Here is a 19,734-nt window from a genome sequence, read left to right on the forward strand (position 1 = left end):
CGAGCTACGGGTCATGTCTACCGAACTGGTGCGTAGCGTGTCCGCACAATCCCAGCATTTCAGCGTGCACCGCGGCCAACCGGCCCAACACGCGCAACCGCCGAGCGTTCCGCCCGACCCGGACCCGCCGGACCCGCAGCCTATGCCGCCGAGCCAGCCGCCGCGTACCGAGCATCCGCACGCCGAGCACCCTCTGGCCGACAGCACAACACATGAACCCAGCGAATTTTGGAAGGAGCAACTATGAGCGTGAGTATGCCTACGTCGTTGGAAAACGGCCGCTACGAACTCGGAGAGCTTATCGGCAGGGGCGGAATGGCGGAAGTCCGCATCGCCCAAGACACACGTCTCGGCCGCGTCGTGGCCGTCAAGATCATGCGCTCCGACCTGGCCAACGATGAGATCTTCCTGCGTCGCTTCCGCCGTGAGGCGCACTCCGTGGCGCAGATGAACAACGCGAACATCGTCAACATCTACGATTCCGGCGAGGAGACCATCGTCGGCGAGGGCGGCATCACCGAACGTGTGCCCTACCTGGTGATGGAGTATGTCAAGGGGCAGACCCTGCGCGACATCATCAAGGCCAACGGCCCGTTGAGTCAGCGAGATGCTGAACAGGTCATGCTCGGGGTGCTCAGTGCGCTGGATTATTCGCACCGCATGGGCATCATCCATCGAGACATCAAGCCCGGCAACATCATGATTTCCGAGCAGGGCATTGTCAAGGTGATGGACTTCGGCATCGCCCGCGCGCTCGACGATTCGGCCGCCACCATGACCCAGTCGCAGGGTGTGGTGGGCACCGCGCAGTACCTCTCCCCGGAGCAGGCGCGCGGCGAAACCGTTGACATGCGTTCCGACCTGTATTCCGCCGGTTGCGTGCTCTACGAAATGCTGACCGGACGGGCGCCGTTCATGGGCGATTCGGCGGTCTCCATCGCCTACCAGCATGTCTCCGAGGTGGCGCAGACGCCCAGCAGCATCGTGCCCGGCCTGCCGGTGATGTGGGATCAGATCGTGGCCAAGGCCATGGCCAAGGACAGGCAGAACCGCTACAGCACGGCAGCCGAATTCCGCGACGACATCCTCACTTTCATGAACGGCGGCGTGCCGGTGGCGGCGGCCTTCAACCCGCTCACTGACCTGTCGAACATGAAGGCGCGCAAGCAGGCCGAGCAGACGGCCGCCACCGAGGCGTTGAGCCCGGTGGAGACGACCGCCACCCAGCCGTTCAGCCCGTTGGGCTACGAGGGCGAAGCAGCCGGCGTGCAGACGGCGGTGAAATCGCGCACTGAGCAGGCCAACGATGCCAAGCGCAAGAAGAAAAAGAAGATCATCATCGGTTCCATCATCGGTGCGTTGGTGGTCATACTGGCCGCTGTCGGCGTGCTCTTCGCGCTGAACAACAAAAAAGTCGAAATGGTCACCGTGCCCACGTTCAGCTCCACCACCACCGAGGATCGAGCCCGCGAACAGCTGGAAAGCGTCGGGCTGAAGATGGAAGTGATGCACGACGCGGATTCGAGCGAGCCCAAGGGCACGTTCACGCACCAAACGCCTGACGGCGGGCAGAAGGCCGAGAAGGGTTCGAAGGTGAAGGTCTGGTTCTCCACCGGCCCCGAGGCGACCACCGTACCCAATGTGAAGGGCAAATCGCAGGAGGAGGCGCGGCAGAAGCTTACCAAGGCAGGCTTCCGCGTCACGTCTACCGCACAAGAGGAGGACAGCGCCGACGTGGCTCAGGGCATGGTGACGCGCACCGACCCCAAGGCCGGCAGCAGCCAGTCGCGTGGGTCCATCCTCACACTGTATGTCTCCTCCGGCAAGGTGAAGGTGCCGGACGTGGTGGGGCAGGGCACCGACCAGGCCACGCAGGCCATTCAGAAGCTGGGGCTCAACGCCAGCGTGCAGCAGGAGTATTCGGCTACGGTGCCTGACGGGCAGGTCTCCCGCGTCAACCCGCAGGCCGGTGCGGACGTGGATCAGCATTCCACCGTCACCATCTTCATCTCCAAGGGGCAGGATCCCTCGCAGATGAGCTCGGTGCCGAATGTGGTCGACCAGAAGCTGGGGGATGCCAAGCGCACGCTCACTTCGCTCGGCTTCCAAGTCAGCGCGCCGAACGCCACCAGCGAGAACGACGTGGTGACGGGCATGTCTCCCAGCGGAGGCAACGCGGCCAAGGGCAGCACGGTCACGCTCACCACTAGGCCGGCGCAGTCCTCAGGTACGACCGGCGGGCAGAACGGATCCGGCAGCAATGGCAGCGGTTCCGGTAACGGGCAAGGGTCTGGTGGCACCGGTGGTTCCGGCACGGGCGGCACCAACGGCTCGACCGGTACCAACGGCGCCAAGCCGGGCACCGGAGCGGCGCAGTAAGGCCGGGCCGGTCCCAAGCCGGGCGCCGGCGGCAGCTGCGTGGGCGGTTGAACGCTGCAGGTGCGCCTGTTCCCGCGCTCAGCTGACGCATTTTTGGACATTGGCGCAAATATCGACAGAAATAGCCCGTTTTCTGTCGATATTTGTGTCAATGTCGGCATTTGCGGCAAGAGTGGCGCGTGCATCACCTTGCCGGCATTCGCGCCGCGCGCAGAAACTCTCCGGTTATGCTGAGAAATGCAGGTAGTCTTTGGCCTGCAGCACGCGGAATTCATCCGTGGCAATGCCGTCTTCGCCACGGTACACCACTGCGCGCTGCTCTGCCGGTATCCCAAGCTCCTCACCGAGTTGAGCTAGCGTTTTCCAAATCACTGATGTAGGAACTACCATAATCATGACATAGTAGTTTTCAAATCACTGACTTAGAGATCTCCATAATCATGACATAGAACTTTCCAAATCACTGACATAGGAACTTCCATAATCACTGACATAGGGCTACGAAAGCCAATGATTTAGCGGGTTCGGAGTGATGATAAGGGTTGCTCTGCGATGGGTGGTTTGGCCTGATATTTGCGCGGATGAATTGGAATGTTTGCCAGCTACGGGCAGTGAATATTTGGTGTAACTGAGGATAGGCAATGAGGAAGATGTTGATTTGGCGTAACGTATGCGCTATGGTATTCTTCTATGTATGCGGATTATTATTCATGCGCATGCCTTCGAGCATGGCCTTACTTCCGAGCAGATACGCTCAGCATTCGAGACTGGCTCATCGGGAGCGACAATTCGCCGCAGAGATAGAGAGAGTGAGCCGCAACGGTGGGCAACTATCGGTTTTGATTTGCAAGGACGTGCTGTCGAACTTGTGTTTGTGCGAGGCGCTGACGGGTCGGTACTGGTAATACATGCGAATTACTTGACTCGTGGATTTGCTACTGAGATACGTCGAGGAAGGAACTGAAATGAAGAACAATGATACCGTATTCATTGCAGACAATGGCGCAGTTGTTACTGAAGAGATGATTGATCGTTGGTCGCAGGAAGCAGATGAGGGCTTCCCGGGTGCAACGATAACGCCATTCAGCGGGCGTGCGTGGGAAGTGCAAACCGAGCACCTCAAACCTCATACAATTCGTGTGAGCGATGCGTTGTGGACGCTGATTAAAGATAGCGCTGGGAAACAGCACATGAGTGTGAGCGATTGGACTCGGCAGGCGCTGGCTCAAGCGGTCGCAGGGAAGTAGTTCGGTTGCGCGGATGACTGGTGCGGCCGCTCCCGCGCTCAGTTGACGCATTTTTGGACATTGGCGCAAATATCGACAGAAATAGCCCGTTTTCTGTCGATATTTGTGTCAATGTCGATATCTGTGGCAATGCCGGTATTCGCGTCACCGTGGAAGAGGGCGATGAAGGGTGGTGTGGTGAGGGGTGGTGGTGCGATGAAAGCGGGGCGATTGCGATGGGCGTCTGCTGTGAACGGCAAGGGTAGTGCAGGGGCGGATGGTGTTGCGGAAACACTGGTGGGCGTGTGTGGTGCAAGCGGTGAGGGGTAGGTGCGATGGGTGTGTTGTGCTGTGGCGGTGGTGTTGCGGAAGCGACGGTGAGCGTGGGGTGCGGTGAGGGGTGAGTGGTGCGGAAGCGACGGTGGGGTGTGTGCAGCATATGTGGTGAGGTGGCAATGTCGGTGTGCGCTATACCGGAGGGCGGGTATATGCATATTTTGTAGTGTGACTCTCGTCACAATATGGGATATTTTTATTCAGCATGTATGAGACTCTTGTATAAATAAAACTAGTGACTGTGGTCACAATCTGACTGGGCTTCGGCATGTTTTTGTACCTTCCGCACATTTGATTCCGATGCTGTGCAAATGGCGCATTTTTGCCTAAAATCGTGGATATTCCCGTTCTAACACCCGTTGATAACCTGAATATATTTTGGACAGTGCCGAGCGCGGCGACCCGAGGCGGAGGAGCAGTACTACAATGCGGGCTACACACAACGGTATGCAGGGTATACGGAACTTCTGGAACGCGTTAACCGGACGCGGGATGGGTCGTCACACTACCGCGCGGCGTGACGCTACGCCTGCAGGCGACTCGGCTACGGCATCGTCCAACACTGCTCCCAGTGCGGCATCCGTGGCTGGCGCCGGTACCAACTTCTCTACGGAGCCATATGGCAAACGGCACAACTCAGAGCACATCTCAACCACAGGCACCGGCGCCCGCCACAAGACTGACATGGCCGCAGCGCAACTGACGCTGAGCCAGATTCCACAATCCGTGCAGCTGCGCACCGTGCTGGCGGCCGTCGCTCTCGCCGCGTGCACCGTAGTGCTGAACATCAACCCCTCGCAAGGCGTGGCCGACGCGCTCGACCCAGCCTTGGGAGCGGCACCGACCAGCACCCAGACCATTCCTGGCAGCCAGACGCTCATCTCGCAAGCACAGGCGCAAACCGACACCGCTCAAAAAGGCCGGGGGGGGTGCAGTCCCAAGAGATGAACGCCGACTGCGCGCTCACCGTCGACCCCACCACCGGCCCGGACTTGGGCGGCACCCGCGTCTCCGTCCACATTCCCAAGTCCACGAAGTTCACCAAAGTTCGGGCAATGCAGAAAGGCAAGACAGATGGGATGGCCGTCAGTGAGGACGGCATGCTGTACACATGGGGTAAATTGCCTGGAGATGGTGTGTACACGAATGGCAACAACAGTATGCCCTCGTGCGTTGACCTTCCCAACCATGCCAAGGTGAAAGACATAGCGGGAGAAAACACGACGCGTATGGTGCTTGACGCCACTGGCAAGGTGTTGATGTGGGGGGACTACAGTCACGGCGAGCTCGGCAACGGCACCGACATGAGCAATAAACCGTCCGCTGACATTCCCGTCTACGGCAGCTACATCCTCAAACCCGTCAATCCCACGTTCCCGGCAGGAGTGACCATCGCCTCCATCGACGTGGCCGCCAATGCCAGCTTCGCCATCGATACCGACGGCAACTTGTGGGGGTGGGGACAGAAAAATGCTTTGGGCTACGGCAACGTGGGCGGGTATGCCAACGTGCCCACCAAGATTTCGGTGGCTCCCGGCGACCCCAAGCTCAAGAGTTTTGATGCGCACGATGGTTCTGCCATCGCGGTGGATGTGAACGGTAATGTATATACGTGGGTATACGACGCTTCGCTTCCTGCCTCAACCGTGCCCGATTTCAACATGACCAAGGTTGCCATGCCGGCGGGCGCCGGCCCCGTCGCGAAAGCCATCACGAGGTACTTCGCCTACGGTAGCGCAGTGAGAATGTTCATGGTCCTCACCACAAACGGACAGGTATATAACTGGGGGCCAAATTCCGGCAGATTCCTTGGAGATGGCAGCACCGTTTCTAGCGAGACCACGTCGGTGCGGCCCTCAATCCCCGCCGGCACCGTGATCACCGACATCTCGATCAGTGACGGGTATTATGTTGGTGCGTCCCTGTGGGCGCTCGACGACCAAGGCGGCATCTACACGTGGGGTGCTTACGATGAGGCTTTGGAAGAGGCTCCCACACCGCCGGCAGGGCAAACCGCGCCTGCGATCAAGCTGACGGCCAGCAAAGTGAGCATTCCCGGAGGCACCACATTCGCCTCGATTGGCCGCAATCTGGCTGTCAGCAAGGCCGGCGACTTGTATTACGGTAAGCAATACAACAGCACGCAGGATATCCACGACGGTATTTCCCGCCCAGGTAAATACAGGCTCGTCCCCATCACCATACAAGGCAACCGCGTGCTCACCAGTGCTGGTGCCGTGGTGAACAGCTTCACCTACGACGCTGGAACCGATAGTTGGGTGGGCTACACCACTCCGTACAAGGTCACCAACATCTCTCTGGGTTACGACACGCAGCCGATCTCGTTCTCGTACAAGGTTGACGGCCGCAGCCAGCCCAGTTTTGGCTACAAGGAATCTTTCAAATACACGCTTTCGCCCACCTACCAGGTGCACTTCGATGCTGGCAAAGGCAGCGGCGCACCTGCAGACGAGACTGTGGCGCAGGGCGAGCACGCCATACGGCCGGGGATCGACCCCGTCCCGCCCAGCGCCGATCAGGTGTTCCTGGGATGGTCGAGTGCTCCAAACTCCTTCGTTCCCTATGATTTCGACCAGCCCATCAACGCCACCACCACGTTGACGGCCCGCTATGCGCCGTTCTCCATCAGCCCAACATACGGCTCGGAGCATGGCGGCACCACCGTAACCGTGAAGACCCCCTTGGACTCAAAGTTCTTCGAAGTCTCCGCCGGCAACGGGTTCACCGTGGCACGGGCCGCCAACGGAGACACGTACGCTTGGGGGCGCAACGACTCCGGGCAGCTGGGTGCGGGCTCGTCAGTGAGCGCCGCCGACCAAGACAAACCGGTGAAGGTGGCCACCCCTGCGGGTGTGAAGTTCACCCAGCTCAGCGCCGGCACCAGCAGCGTCACCGCACTCGGCACGGACGGCAAGGCCTATGCGTGGGGCGCGAACGCGGCGGCTGGCAAGACCCCTTGGCTAGGCACAGGCACCACCGATTCCGTACTCACCGTGCCTACTGCGGTAAAGATGCCTGCGGGTGTGAAGTTCACCCAAGTGTCCCAATCGCAAAGCCTCAACCCTGCCAACTCATTCACCTTGGCGCTGGGCGACGACGGCAACACCTATGCGTGGGGCAATAACAACAACCAGGCCGCAGCCCCAGGCGAAGAAGGCGGGGTGGGCACGCTGGGCAACGGCACCACCGTCTCCAGCGCCACCCCGGTGCAAGTGCAGCTGCCGCAAGGCGTGCGGCTCACCCAGCTTAGCGCCGGCGGCAACTTTGCGCTCGCCTTGGGCAACGACAGCAACGTCTACGCCTGGGGTACGAACACACGCGGCCAGCTGGGCAACGGCACCACCGTCTCCAGCAGCGTACCCGTGAAAGTGAGCACGCCCGCAAATCTGAAGTTCACGAGCGTTTTCGCAGGCTACAACAGTGGTTTTACTCCCTCTCCCAACAGTGGTGCTTATGTCTGGGGAGCAAACTCCGGCACGGTCTCGTCCGCTGGCATCAGCTTCAGCCAAGACGGCACGTTGGGCACAGGGACGGCCGTGGATCAGCCGACTCCGGTTTCGGTTCAGTCGGGTAAGCGCATCACGTTCATCAGCAGCAGCCAAGGGTCCACCCTCTTCCATGCATCCTCCGTCTATGCCACGGGTGCCAACGCTTCCGGTCAGCTCGGTCTGAGCAACACGACCCAGACACTTACACCCACGCCGGTTCAAGTTCCCAGCGGTGGGAACGCGAACCAAATGGTGCCGTTCTCTCCTTCGAGCGTTACCGTCAGCAACGGCACTGCGTTCGCGCTGGCAAGTTCGTTGGGTTCGTCTGGGAAATTCCTCTATTCCTGGGGGGCTGACAGCCACAGTCAGCGCGGTGTGGGAGCCGGCAAGGGCGATACCATGATGCCCAGTGCAGTCTACCCGCCTCTGATCAACGTAACCGGTATCTCCTTCGGTACGGGATCTTCGGCCAAACCAGGCACGAAGCTCGACTGGGACCGGGGCAGCGGCAACTGGAACGTCACCACGCCGGCAGGTGCGGTTGGCGTGACCACCGTCACCATCGACTGGAAGATCGCCAACGGCGCCACCCAAACCCCGGTGACGTTCGACTACACCTATATCGCAGCGCCGCTCTCCTTCACGGTGAGCTTCGACGTGGCCGGCAGTTCCAGCGCAGCGCCCGCCGACCAGACCGTGCTCAAGGGCGACAAGGCGCAGTGGCCCGCCGACCCGGCTCCGCCCGCCGGCAAGCAGATATTCACCGGCTGGTACTTGGACGGCTCCAACACGCTCTACTCGTTCGACAAGCCCGTCACCGGCAACATCCAGCTCAAAGCCCATTATGGCACCTACACGGTCGACCCGACCCACGGCCCGGTGACCGGCGGCAACACCATGAGCATCACCATGCCGCTGAGCTCCAAGATTACGAGCGTGAGTGCGAATACGCACAACGTCACTTATGCCCAGGCCACGAACGGCGACACGTATGTGTGGGGCGAAGGTGACGGATACCAGTACGGTGACGGGAAAAAGGATTCAAACGGTCTGCAGGGGAAAATCAACCCTGACGGGGTGAAGTTCACGCAGATCAGCAGTGAATCATATGCGGCCATCGCCTTGGGCTCGGACGGCAACGCCTATGCGTGGGGATTTAACCAGCCAACCACGGCCAATACCGTGCCTATTCTCAATGTTGGCTCCACCGCCAACAACGTGGCCAGCCCCACCAAGGTGGTCGCGCCCGCCGGGGTGAAGTTCACGCAGGTGAGCATGGCCAACCCGCGCTGGGGGCAGAACGTGTTCGTGCTGGCGTTGGGAGACGACGGGCAGACATACGCCTGGGGCAATAACAACAATCAGGGTGGCACTGCCGCCAGCAGCGACGAAGGCGGAGTGGGCACGCTGGGTGACGGCACGATCACCAACAGCGCCACCGCAGTGAAGGTGCAGCAGCCGGCGGGCGTGAAGTTCACGAAGCTTTCCGCCGGAGCTAACTTCGCCATGGCGCTCGGCAGCGACGGCCACGTCTACACGTGGGGCACCAACACCAACGGGCAGCTGGGCAACGGCAGCACTGCGGCGTACAGCAACGTGCCAGTGATGGTGGACGCTCCCGGCGTCACGTTCAATGACATCGAGGCGGGGCACAATTCCGCTTTTGCCATCGACTCGACTGGTGCCGTGTGGGCTTGGGGTCGAAACTCCGGCACAGTGGCCTACAATTATCTGCATTCGGGAGACGCGAATATGACCGGTGCTCTGGGCGACGGCACCACCGTTGACCAGCGCAAGCCGGTCAAGGTGAAGCTGAACGTGCCTATTGCCCAGGTGAGTTCCAAGTACGGTTCCACCTTCGCGCTCGACAAGTCTGGCCACGTGTGGGCTTGGGGTGCCAACGGCCGCAACCAGCTGGGCCTGACCTATAGTTCCCCTCAGGCCGTGGGCACGCCCACGCAGGTCAAGTTCCTTGACGGCAGGGAACTGACCGCCACCCGGGTCGAGTCAAGCGGTTTCTTCTCCTACGCGCTGGATTCGCAGAACAATTTGTGGGGTTGGGGCGACCGGGAGTTCCAGCAGCTCGGCACAACGTCCACCAAAGACAAGGGCGGTGCCACACAGCCCACGCCGGTGCTCTGCTCCCAGCCTTTCTATCGTATTGATGCCAATACCATATACTTCGGCACCAAGCAGCGGACGGCCTCAAGCAGTGCGTGGGACGCGGACGCTCAGTTGTGGACGCTGCGTGTGCCGAGCGCCGCTTCCGCAGGGCCCGGCCCGGTGACTGTGGAGATGCAATATATTGCGATAGCCACCATTCATTACCAGCCCAATTACACGTTCACCTACACCTATGACCCGGTTGACCCGGTGTACACCGTGAGTTTCGACGTGGCCGGCAGCACCAGTGCGGCCCCGCCTAGCCAATCGGTGACTAAGGGCAAACTGGCGCAGTGGCCGGCCGACCCCACTCCGCCCTCCGGTCAGCAGGCGTTTACCGGCTGGTACGAGGCCAGCAGCTCCACGCCCTACATGTTCGACAAGCCGGTGACCGGCAATGTCAAACTCCAGGCCAAGTACGGCTCCTACGAGGTGTCTCCGAAGCGCGGCCCGGTGACCGGCGGCAACACCGTGAGCATCACCATGCCGTTGAGCAGCAAGCTGATGAAGGTGGAAGGCGGACGCGACTCGTTCGCCTTCGGACAAGCCGCCAATGGCGACACTTACGGTTGGGGCGCGAATGGCCACTATGACCTTGGCACGGGCAATACAGCTGGTGGAGAGTACCCTCAGGGCAAAATCAACCCCGATGGGGTGAAGTTCACGCAAATCTCGACATTGGGCAGAGGCGCGGTGGCCATCGGTTCGGACGGCAACGCCTATGCTTGGGGTATCAACAGCTGGCAAGGGTCGCTACCATTGCTCAACGTCGGCAGTAATGAAACGTACGTCAAAACGGCCACTAAGGTCGTGAAGCCCGCCGGAGTTACCTTCACACAGATAAGCGCGGCTAAGCCGTGGGCCTTGGCGAACGAGTTCGTCTTGGCTATCGGTTCGGACGGCAATACCTATGCTTGGGGAAACAACAACAATCAGGCCGCGGCTGCCGACGAGGCCGGCGGCGTTGGCACGCTGGGCAACGGCACAATCGCCAACAGCGCTACTGCAGTGAAGGTGAGTATTCCTGCAGGGGTGAAGTTCACGCAGGTGAGCGCTGGTGGCAATTTCGCTATGGCGTTGGGTGATGATGGCCATATCTACACCTGGGGCAGCAACGGCAACGGACAGCTCGGCTACGGCACCACCGTGGCTTACAGCAATGTGCCGGTGATGGTCGATACCGGCGCTACGACGTTCAAGCAGGTCAGTGCTGGCTACCAGTCTGCCTTCGCCATTGACTCGGCTGGTAACCTATGGGCTTGGGGACGCAACTCAGGCACCATCAAGTACGACGTAGACGGCAATGAGTCTCACAGAGATGACATCGACGCAACGGGCATGCTCGGCGACGGCACCGCCACCGATCAGCGCAGCCCGGTCAAGGTGAACATTAACGGTCCCATCACCCAAGTGAGTTCGAGCTTCGGTTCCACGTTGGCGCTTGACTCGGCCGGTCATATCTGGTCGTGGGGCTACAACAGCAAGAATCAGCTCGGCTTGGGCCACAGTGTGGGAACTTCGGTCACCACGCCCACGCAGGTCAAGCTTGCAGACGGGTCCGCTTTGACCGCAACCTCGGTCAGCGCAGCCCGGTTCGCTTCGTACGCCGTGGATGGAAAGGGCAAGGCTTGGGGCTGGGGATACGAGGAATACGGACGCGCATTCTCCACTGCCGTGGGTGATCCGGCCCTCTACGATACGCCGAAGATAATCTCACCGTCGTTCTACACCCTGCCTCAGGGAAGCATGAGCTTTGGCGATGCCCAGCACCTTTCCGAGGGCGAGATATGGGACACCGAGAAACAGGTCTGGAGAGCGATTGTACCGGCCGGTGCTGCAGCGGGGCCAGTGAGCGTGAACATAGGCGATATCGTCTTGGGCGGCAACAACGCGCAGCCTGACTACCGGTTCCAATACACGTACGATCCGGTAAACCCCGTGTATACCGTGAGCTTCGACGTGAAGGACAGCACTAGCGCAGCTCCGCCGAACCAATCGGTGAGCAAGGGCGACAAGGCCACCTGGCCAGCCGACCCCGCGCCGCCCACCGGGCAGCAAGCGTTTACCGGGTGGTACGAGAGTGGAGCTTCCACACCGTACACGTTCACCACTGCAGTGACCAAGAACATCGCTCTCGAAGCGCACTACGGTGCTTACTCGGTGAACGCGACCCACGGGCCGCTCGCCGGCGGCAAAACCATGGATATCACCATGCCGTTGAGCTCCAAGGTGCTGAGCGTGAACGCCGGCAACGACCACTTCGCGTTCGCCCAAGCCACCAACGGTGACACCTACTCGTGGGGCAACAACAACGACCAGCAGCTAGGCACCGACAAGGTGGCCGGCGCCGGTTCGCCAAGCGGCAAGATCAACCCGGACGGGGTGAAGTTCACGCAGATCAGCGCCGGGCGATCCAGTGCCGTGGCCATAGGCTCGGACGGCAACACCTACACGTGGGGCGAGAACTCGCGCGTGGGGACGGATGCATGGCTCGGCACCGGGCAGACCGGCACCCACCTCCAAACGCCCACCGTTGTGCCCGCGCCAGCCAGCGGCGCCCACTTCACGCAGGTGAGCATGTCGACCGACGCGGACAGCAACAACACGTTCGTCCTAGCCATCGGCGACGACGGCCTGACCTACGCGTGGGGCAACAACAGCAACCAAGCAGGCTCGCCAGAAGGCGGTTCGGGCACGCTCGGCAACGGCACCACCGTCTCCAGCAACCAGCCGGTGGCAGTGACGCTCCCCGCCGGGGTGAAGTTCACGCAGGTCAGTGCCGGAGCCAACTTTGCCATGGCGCTCGGCGACGACGGCAACGTCTACACCTGGGGCAGCAACGGCCACGGCCAGCTGGGCACGGGGGCTGGCTCCGCCGCCTCCAGCAATGTGCCGGTGATGGTGAACGCCACGCTTCCCACCGGTGTGAAGTTCACGCAGGTGAGCGCCGGGCATCACTCCGCCTTCGCCATCGACTCCTCCGGCAACGTGTGGGCGTGGGGCCGCAACTCCGGTACGGTCAACAGCCCGACCCGAGCGGCCTACGATGCGAACATGGCCGGAGGGCTTGGCGACGGCACCGACGTCGACCAATACGCGCCCAAGTTCGTACAGGCCGGTACGTTCACCAAAGTCAGCTCCCGCTACGGCTCCACCCTGGCGCTCGACTCAGCCGGCCACGTGTGGGCCTGGGGCGACAACAGCCAGGGCCAGCTTGGTTTGGGCAGCAGCGCGGCGGCTTCGGTCTCCTGGCCCAACGAGATCAAGTTCAAGGACGGCACCCCGTTGACCGTCGCGGACATCGACGAAGGCGGCAGCTCCTCGTATGCGCGCGACGTGCAGAACAACCTGTGGGTGTGGGGCAGCAGAGACCTCGGTGCCTTGGGCAACGACAGTCTCGGGTCTGCTGCGGACACCACAAGCGCCACGCCAATCGCCAGTGCGCCCAGGTTCTACAACGTTTCGGACAAGACGACGTTCACCACGGCGGACGGCACTCAGCAAGCCGCCGAAATCGAGTGGGATATGAGCAAACAGGCGTGGACGGTGGACGTGCCTGCCAGCACGCAGACCGGTACGGTACAAGTGAGCGTGGACTCCATTTCGTTGGGCGGCACCTCCGCCCAGCGCCCACAGCCGGCGTACGCCTTCACCTACACCTACGACGCTGACCCTCTTCTCGGTGTGGCTGCGCTGCCCATGTCCGGCGGCAAGGGCGCGCTGATCGGCCTGGCGATTGCGCTGGCGTTCGGTGGCATGGCGTTGGGTCTGAACTGGTACAAGCGCCGGCTGGCGGCGTAGGGGCGGCGCTGTGCTTGCCGTTTGCGGGCTGCGAGCCGTGAGTTGTGTGCCGCGCGCTGCGAGTCGATTGGACCTAGTCGGCCAGTTGACTCGTGGGAGGCTATCCGAGCCGCCCCTCGCGGTTGAGTTCGCCGCGCAGCTTGCGCCAGTTCGGTAGGTAGGAGTCCATGCGGTGCTGAAATGCCTCTCCGTGGCCGCGCTCCCATAGGTGCGTTAGCTCGTGCACGAGCACGTATTCTAGGAATTTCGGATCCATCAGCCCCAGCTGCAGGCTGAGCCGAATACGGCCCGTGGCAGGGGTGCAAGATCCCCAACGCGAACGCATCAGTCGCAAGGTTATATGCGAGGGCGCGCGGCCCACCACCGGTTCCCATCGTCGCAGCAGGTCGGGTAGTTGTGCCGTGAGATTTGCTCGCGCTTGCGTCAGACGTTCGTCGGTCCACTCAAAATTCGGCGAGGCAGCGTTGGATGATGGCTGTTCGCTCGTCTCGCGCAAACGCTCCAGCTGTCGTTCGATCCACGGCTTGCGGGAGCGAACGAACGAGATGATGGCTTCGTCGCTTGCTCGAGCCGGGGCGCTCACCTCGATTTGAAAGTGCATCTCGTTGTTGATGCTGTGCTCTGCGCTGCTGTGCTGCGCTGGTATGGGTGCTTGCTCTGTGCTGTTGGGCAGCGGGCGCACGCGCAGTACCATGCTTTTCATGGTCTTGCGGGTTACCTGCACGTTCAGTCCGTCCACAATGAGCGTTGAGCGCGATATCACGCGCGCGGTGCGTGCGGCATGCGTTGTGCGTGTGGTGCGGGCGGCTTGCTGAACATGGGCTGAGTTCCGGTGCATAACGGTATTGTCTCGCGCGTTGGTGACTTGGATGGTGAAATGCGATTGCGTTGGTGGAACGCCCGTCAAGGTGCCGTGGTGCGCTAACGTGCGCTGGTACTGCTGTTCTGGTGCGTGGCAACTGCAATCCTGTCTGGTGACGTGCCATGCGTTGCTAAGTCAATGCGCGGGTTCTGTCGCAGCTATGCAGATATACGCAGGATGTGGGACTGGGGGTGTGCTTTCTTCATGCTGCCGAGATGGGTGCGCGGGAATAGCATCGGCTGATCGGGCCAATGCGTGGGTATTGCTGCGGCGCGGTACTGCCCGTCATATGGCCGCGACACGCGACAACACGCACTGGTTGACTCTTCGCTGCTGGCTGCTACACTGTTCTCTTGTACGTTTTCGTGCGATTGGGCCCGTAGCTCAGCTGGTTAGAGCGCATCCCTGATAAGGATGAGGTCGAAGGTTCAAGTCCTTCCGGGCCCACGCAAGTTCCAAGTTCAGCTCATGACATTGGTGAGTACGCCTTGGAACAGTGCACAACGGGGCTATGGCGCAGCTGGTAGCGCATCTGCTTTGCAAGCAGAGGGTCGCCGGTTCGAACCCGGCTAGCTCCACAGATTACCCAAGAACAGCGGAAAATAGCGGTTCTTGGGTTTATTTTTGTCTTATGAAGCAGACGTGGGCTTTATGTCAGGTGTTTGATCTTGTGGGAGTAAAAGCGCCTGGTGTGATTAATGGTTTTGCTACTTAACCCTTAAGTTCACTCCCTCACACCCACTCACGCAAGGGTAAAGACACCTCATAAAGCCCACGTTTTGCTACATAACCCAAGTTTTATCCTTGACTTGCATTGAACCTTCTCATCTCGCGGCGGTATGAAAAGAGCGCTTACAGAATCTGCAAGCGCTCCTCTCGTGGGGATCATGCTCAATTTCTTAAGCAGATCAACCCTCGTGCATTTAGTAATGAGTCTAGCGGAACTGTAATGAGGAGTCAACAAACGACACACCATATATTTAATCTGAATTGGGGCTATAGGGCTAAAGGGCTATAGGAACTAAATGTGGCGCATGCGCTCTACTTTGTTTCTTTTGCACGCCATTTGCTTGGTAGCGTGATTTTGGTCTTCTAGATGTGCAGAATCGTTGGAATTGCAACGGAAATCTCTTTTGCCTGCCATTTGCTTCTCTTTTGCTTTTATAATCAAAAGAAGGTATGATGGGTGGAGCTTGTGTATTGCGACTAGCGGAACCAAGCGGTGCAAGACAAGCGTGTCCACCAACAGAAACGGGGTGAACTCATGCAGGACAATCTCGAAAATTTAGTGCGCGCCCTTGCTGCGAACAGCACTGAAAGTGAATGCCTAGAGTTCAAACGCAGCAATACCGACCCCGATCGCATCGGCAGAGACATCTCTGCCCTTGCCAACTCTGCTGCGCTTCTGGCCCATGCGCATGCTTACAAAATCTGGGGAATTGACGATGCTTCACACGCCATCGTTGGTACGAACTTTGATCCGAAAGCCACGTTCTACGGCAATCAGGAGTTGGAACTATGGCTGCGACAGCATCTTTCTGACAACGCCAATTTCACCTTCGACCGTACCGAAATTGACGGGGCTGCTGTGGTTGTGCTGCGCATTTGGCCTGCGCAGTACCGTCCTGTGCTGTGGCGTGGTCTGGCGTATGTCCGCACTGGCACATCCACGCAGGAACTCAAACATGGCTCCAAACGTGAGGAAGAACTCTGGCGCCGCACGCGCGCAGAAGTCTTTGAGTTGCAATATGCGGCTGTGGGGTTGAGTGCTGAGACGGTGATGCGGCGGCTGAACGTAACGAGTTACAAGCGAGGTTTTGGGCTTCCTGACGACGCTTCAACCGCGCAGATGTTACATAACTTCGAACGTGAGCAAATCGTGGTGTCCAACGACGACGGCACCTACGCTATCACCAATCTGGGTGCGCTTATGTTTGCCAATGACTTGGATGATTTTCCTACGGTTTCTCGTAAGGCGCTACGTGTCATCAAATACGAGGGTGCATCTCCAATCTCGCTCTCACGCAGCAAGACATTCACTGGAGGCTATGCTCAGTTGGATGAGATGCTGGGCTATATCGAGGCGCTGCTACCGCAAGAGGAGCGTATCGAAGGTGCTGTTCGCCGGACGGTATGCACTTTTCCGCCGCTCGCTGTCCGTGAGCTATGTGCCAACATGCTCATTCACCAGGATTTTTCCATCACGGGTACTGGGCCCATCATCAATATTTTCGAAGGGCGTATCGAATTTACTAACCCGGGGCGTTCTCTTGTGGATCTTTCGCGCCTGATTAATGATCCGCCACACTCGCGTAATGAACGGTTGGCGGCGCTGGCTCGCCGTTTAGGGCTGTGTGAGGAAGCTGGTTCTGGCTGGGACAAGGTGGTACTTTCTTGTGAACAGGCGCTTATGCCAGCGCCCGAAGTTGAAGAACCGGGCGACAATGTGCGTGTTATTTTATTGCAGAAAACCGAGTTCAAAAATCTTACGCCGCAGCAGAGAGTGGACGCGGCGTATTGGCATGCGTGTGTGCAGTATGTCCAGCGACAGCCTATGACTAATGGTTCGTTGCGTAAACGTTTTGGGTTGCCGGCAAGCGCGTCATCTCAGGTTTCGCGTGTTATTAAGGAGTGTTTGGAACGTAATGTTATCAAGCTTGCTGACCCTGATGCCGGGCGTCGTTACGCGCGTTATGTGCCGATATGGGCGTGAGGCAAGTTCGTGTTTGAGGAGTTTGTGATTCCTTTCGACGTTCTTTTGTACGCCATTTGCTTGGTAGTGTGATTTCGGGTCTCGCTATGTGGGGAATCGTTGGAATTGCAACGAAATCTCTTTTGCCTGCCATTTGCTTCTTTTTTGCTTTTACAGGCAAAAGAGAAGTAGATGAGACGCTGATGGGAAGAAGTTTGCTGTTCTGCGACCAATGACACCACGTGTTGGTCTGGGCGACTGTGCGCTCGACTGGTCACCTACCCGGCCGTGCGTTTAGTTGAGCAGACGCCTAGTTGCGACTGGTCACCTGTCGTCTGTGCACCTAGCCGGCCGCGCCCAAGCGGCTACCGTATTTCGCCGAAGATGCCGTGCCACGTTTCGAAACTCCAGATATTGCTGGAACGGTAGCGTTGTGCCAGTTCATCCCAATGGTTTGTAAGAGTGCGAGCCATGCGCAGACCTTCGCGCAGATTGCGACGGTACAGTGCACTGTCGCGCCGCATCCACACCGCGCCGTCGCCATCGTTGGTGGTGACCAGCGCAGAACTGACGGACGAGAACGAGGGCCAGACTGCATCCTTTGCCGCCATCTCCACTTGGGGTTCGCGGTCGCGCCTACCATCCTGCTTTGCCCCGGCCAGCACGGCCTGCACCACGGCTTTGGCGGCGTTCTTCCGGAATGTGCTGCGAGCCATGGGAGGCTGGTTTGCTGCGAACCTGGAGGCAGCCGCCGGGACGGCAGAATTGGAGTTGCTGCCGTGGCGCGCTGTGCTGCTGGCGGTGCCGGCGACGTGCTGTGTGCTGACGGCATTCTGTGTGATTGCGGAGGTGATATCGCTGTTGCTGCTGGAATCGACCTGTGCAGCACCAGTCTGTGCGCCACCGGCCTGTGCACTGCCGCCGGCACCAATCTCATCAACCCGATGCACGGTAGAATCCGCAAATCCTTGCCTGGCCTCGCGCACCTCGGCGAGCTTGGTGGGCAGCGTCTGCACAATGTACTCCGGCCCGCGCATCACGTCGCGCAGCGCCATATGGTACAGCTTCATGCCTGAGTACAGCAGCTTGACGCCCAAATGAGCGTCCTCGTACACTAGCCGGAACGTGGTGCGCGCGCCTGCCGCCGGGAAGTGCATCAGCGCGCAAATCCAACGGTTACGCTGCGTGAAATACTCCTCCCACGTGCGCGATACGTCCTTGTCGTGCCAGCCTTGATGCCAGACGGCCACGCCGGGCAGTCCGACTGTGGGGTACCCGTGCTCTTTGGCGCGCAGGCCATATTCCACGTCGTCATACTTGATGAACAACGGCATGGGCAAACCGATCTCGGCAATCACCGAATTGGGGATGAGGCACATCCACCATCCGTTGTAATCGCAGTCAAAACGGCGGTGCAGGCTTGGAGAGTCGCGCAGTGCGGAGCGCGCGAAATCGTGATTGTATGCGGCGCCCGCAGGAGGGGCGGCCTGTACGGAGGAGCGGTCGAACCGTTCGCCTTGCACGTGCAGCATGGTGCGGTTGTCGAGATGGAACATGCCGCCGCCCACCAGCACGGGGCGCCTTGCATAATCCTCAAACCGGGCTGCGCGCAGTAGCGACTCGGGCTCGGTAATCGCGTCGTCGTCCAGCAGAATCGTGTAATCGCTGCTGCCGGCCTCGACCGATTCAAGCATGCCGCGTGCAAACCCTCCAGAACCGCCGATATTACGCTGCTGCAGATAGGTGAGTTGGGTGCCCAGTTCGTGCTCAACATCGGTGAATCCGGGCTGGTCGGACACCAAATCGGTGCCTTGGTCGACGCAGTAGATGGTGTCGAGGCGCTCGCGCAACGCCGGCTCGGCGGCGATGGTTTGCAACTGGCGCAGGCAGTATGAGGGACGATTGAATGTGGTGATGGCTATGGAGACACGGCCCGTTGCGGTGTGGTTGTGTGCTGTGGGAGCCTGTTGTGCTGCTGGAACCTGCCACGCCGCGTCTCGTATTTCCAAACGGTGGCTGGATTGCGCGGCGGCGTCGAACCATAAGTAGCCGCCGTCCAGCATGCCGCTCAGCGGAATGTCCACGCTGATGCGTGCGGTTTGCGGGGGGTGCGGTGCTTGATGAAGTTCAAGATTATTGTCAGAAACATGGTCAGATCCGCCCACGCGAACCTGCTGCACCTGCTCGGCCAACCCGCGCGCGGTGGAGCGGAACAGCGTCACACTGCCCTCACCCAAAACCTGAGCCGTAAATCGTACCGTGCGCGCGTCCGTCCAACGCTGCCAGTACGAAGCGGGAAAAGCGTTGAAATACGTGCAGAACGAGACATGTGCGCCAGGGGCAAGCGTGACGGCGGTGCGTGTGCGTTCGGCGAGCGCCCCACCCAGCGTAGCGTCGTCGTTACTGCTGGCGTTACCCGCAGGCAGATTGCGTGCCAGCTCACCCAATTCGGTTCGATTCATCCCGGCAAGACCGGCACTGTGCAACGCTTCAACGCTGTCGAACAGTTCGGCGCCGGAGGTGGGTCGCGTCCAGCGCAGAGCATAGAGCGGCATGATGGTGTCGGCGTCGTCGCCCGGGAACACCACTCGACTCACCGTGTTCCACGTCCCCTCGCCGCGCAGGGGTGCATTTGCGTCTGTATTCGCCGTTTCAGCCATGCACATCAGTATACCGGTGCTTCAGTACGCTCGTCTGGGATCGAGCTCTGCGGCTGCCGGTGTGATTGTCTGTCTTGGCTTCGCTCTGTCCTGCGATGTTTCGTTC

Annotated in this window: 8 protein-coding genes and 2 tRNA genes; 7 read left to right on the forward strand and 3 right to left on the reverse strand. The window is 60.0% G+C overall.

The features are described 5' to 3' along the window. Nucleotides 1-243: 243 nt before the first annotated feature. The gene (gene pknB, locus ACSYSO_RS00810) at nt 244-2,379 is read left to right on the forward strand and encodes a Stk1 family PASTA domain-containing Ser/Thr kinase (protein ID WP_489760648.1); all 2,136 of its coding nucleotides are present in this window, start codon (nt 244-246) and stop codon (nt 2,377-2,379) included. Nucleotides 2,380-2,604: 225 nt separating this feature from the next. On the opposite strand, the gene ACSYSO_RS00815 is transcribed toward pknB, so the two are convergent. After that, on the reverse strand, nt 2,605-2,775 hold the full coding sequence (locus tag ACSYSO_RS00815) for a hypothetical protein (protein WP_489760649.1): 171 nt from the start codon (nt 2,773-2,775) through the stop codon (nt 2,605-2,607). A gap of 569 nt (nt 2,776-3,344) precedes the next feature. On the opposite strand from ACSYSO_RS00815, the gene ACSYSO_RS00820 reads away from it, so the two are divergent. From ACSYSO_RS00820 to ACSYSO_RS00830, 3 genes are all read left to right on the forward strand, one after another. Further along, entirely contained in the window at nt 3,345-3,626 is a 282-nt protein-coding gene (locus ACSYSO_RS00820) for a calponin homology domain-containing protein (protein WP_489760650.1), read from the forward strand. Between the two features lie 762 nt (nt 3,627-4,388). Further along, nucleotides 4,389-4,889: a hypothetical protein gene (locus tag ACSYSO_RS00825; RefSeq protein ID WP_491701811.1), complete on the forward strand. Its 501-nt coding sequence runs from the start codon at nt 4,389-4,391 to the stop codon at nt 4,887-4,889. After that, nucleotides 4,886-13,414 (forward strand): hypothetical protein, encoded by an 8,529-nt coding sequence (locus tag ACSYSO_RS00830; RefSeq protein WP_491701812.1) that lies wholly within the window; start codon nt 4,886-4,888, stop codon nt 13,412-13,414. Before ACSYSO_RS00825 ends, ACSYSO_RS00830 begins: the two co-directional genes overlap by 4 nt. 100 nt (nt 13,415-13,514) lie before the next feature. Here ACSYSO_RS00830 and ACSYSO_RS00835 read toward each other — a convergent pair whose 3' ends face one another. Next, nucleotides 13,515-14,252, reverse strand: a complete 738-nt coding sequence (locus ACSYSO_RS00835) for a M48 family metallopeptidase (protein ID WP_491701813.1) — start codon at nt 14,250-14,252, stop codon at nt 13,515-13,517. Between the two features lie 397 nt (nt 14,253-14,649). Here ACSYSO_RS00835 and ACSYSO_RS00840 point away from each other — a divergent pair. The 3 genes from ACSYSO_RS00840 (at nt 14,650) to ACSYSO_RS00850 (ending at nt 16,989) form a co-directional block, all read left to right on the forward strand. Further along, nucleotides 14,650-14,723: transfer RNA gene (locus tag ACSYSO_RS00840), tRNA-Ile, on the forward strand. 58 nt (nt 14,724-14,781) lie between these two features. Then, a tRNA-Ala gene (locus tag ACSYSO_RS00845) sits at nt 14,782-14,854 on the forward strand. A gap of 686 nt (nt 14,855-15,540) precedes the next feature. Then, complete coding sequence (locus ACSYSO_RS00850; protein WP_489799626.1) at nt 15,541-16,989, forward strand: ATP-binding protein; 1,449 nt, start codon at nt 15,541-15,543, stop codon at nt 16,987-16,989. A 344-nt stretch (nt 16,990-17,333) separates the two neighbouring features. Here ACSYSO_RS00850 and ACSYSO_RS00855 read toward each other — a convergent pair whose 3' ends face one another. Beyond that, nucleotides 17,334-19,628, reverse strand: a complete 2,295-nt coding sequence (locus ACSYSO_RS00855; protein WP_489799624.1) for a glycosyltransferase — start codon at nt 19,626-19,628, stop codon at nt 17,334-17,336. Between the last annotated feature and the right edge of the window lie 106 nt (nt 19,629-19,734).

It is taken from the genome of Bifidobacterium sp. ESL1130 (assembly GCF_058507935.1).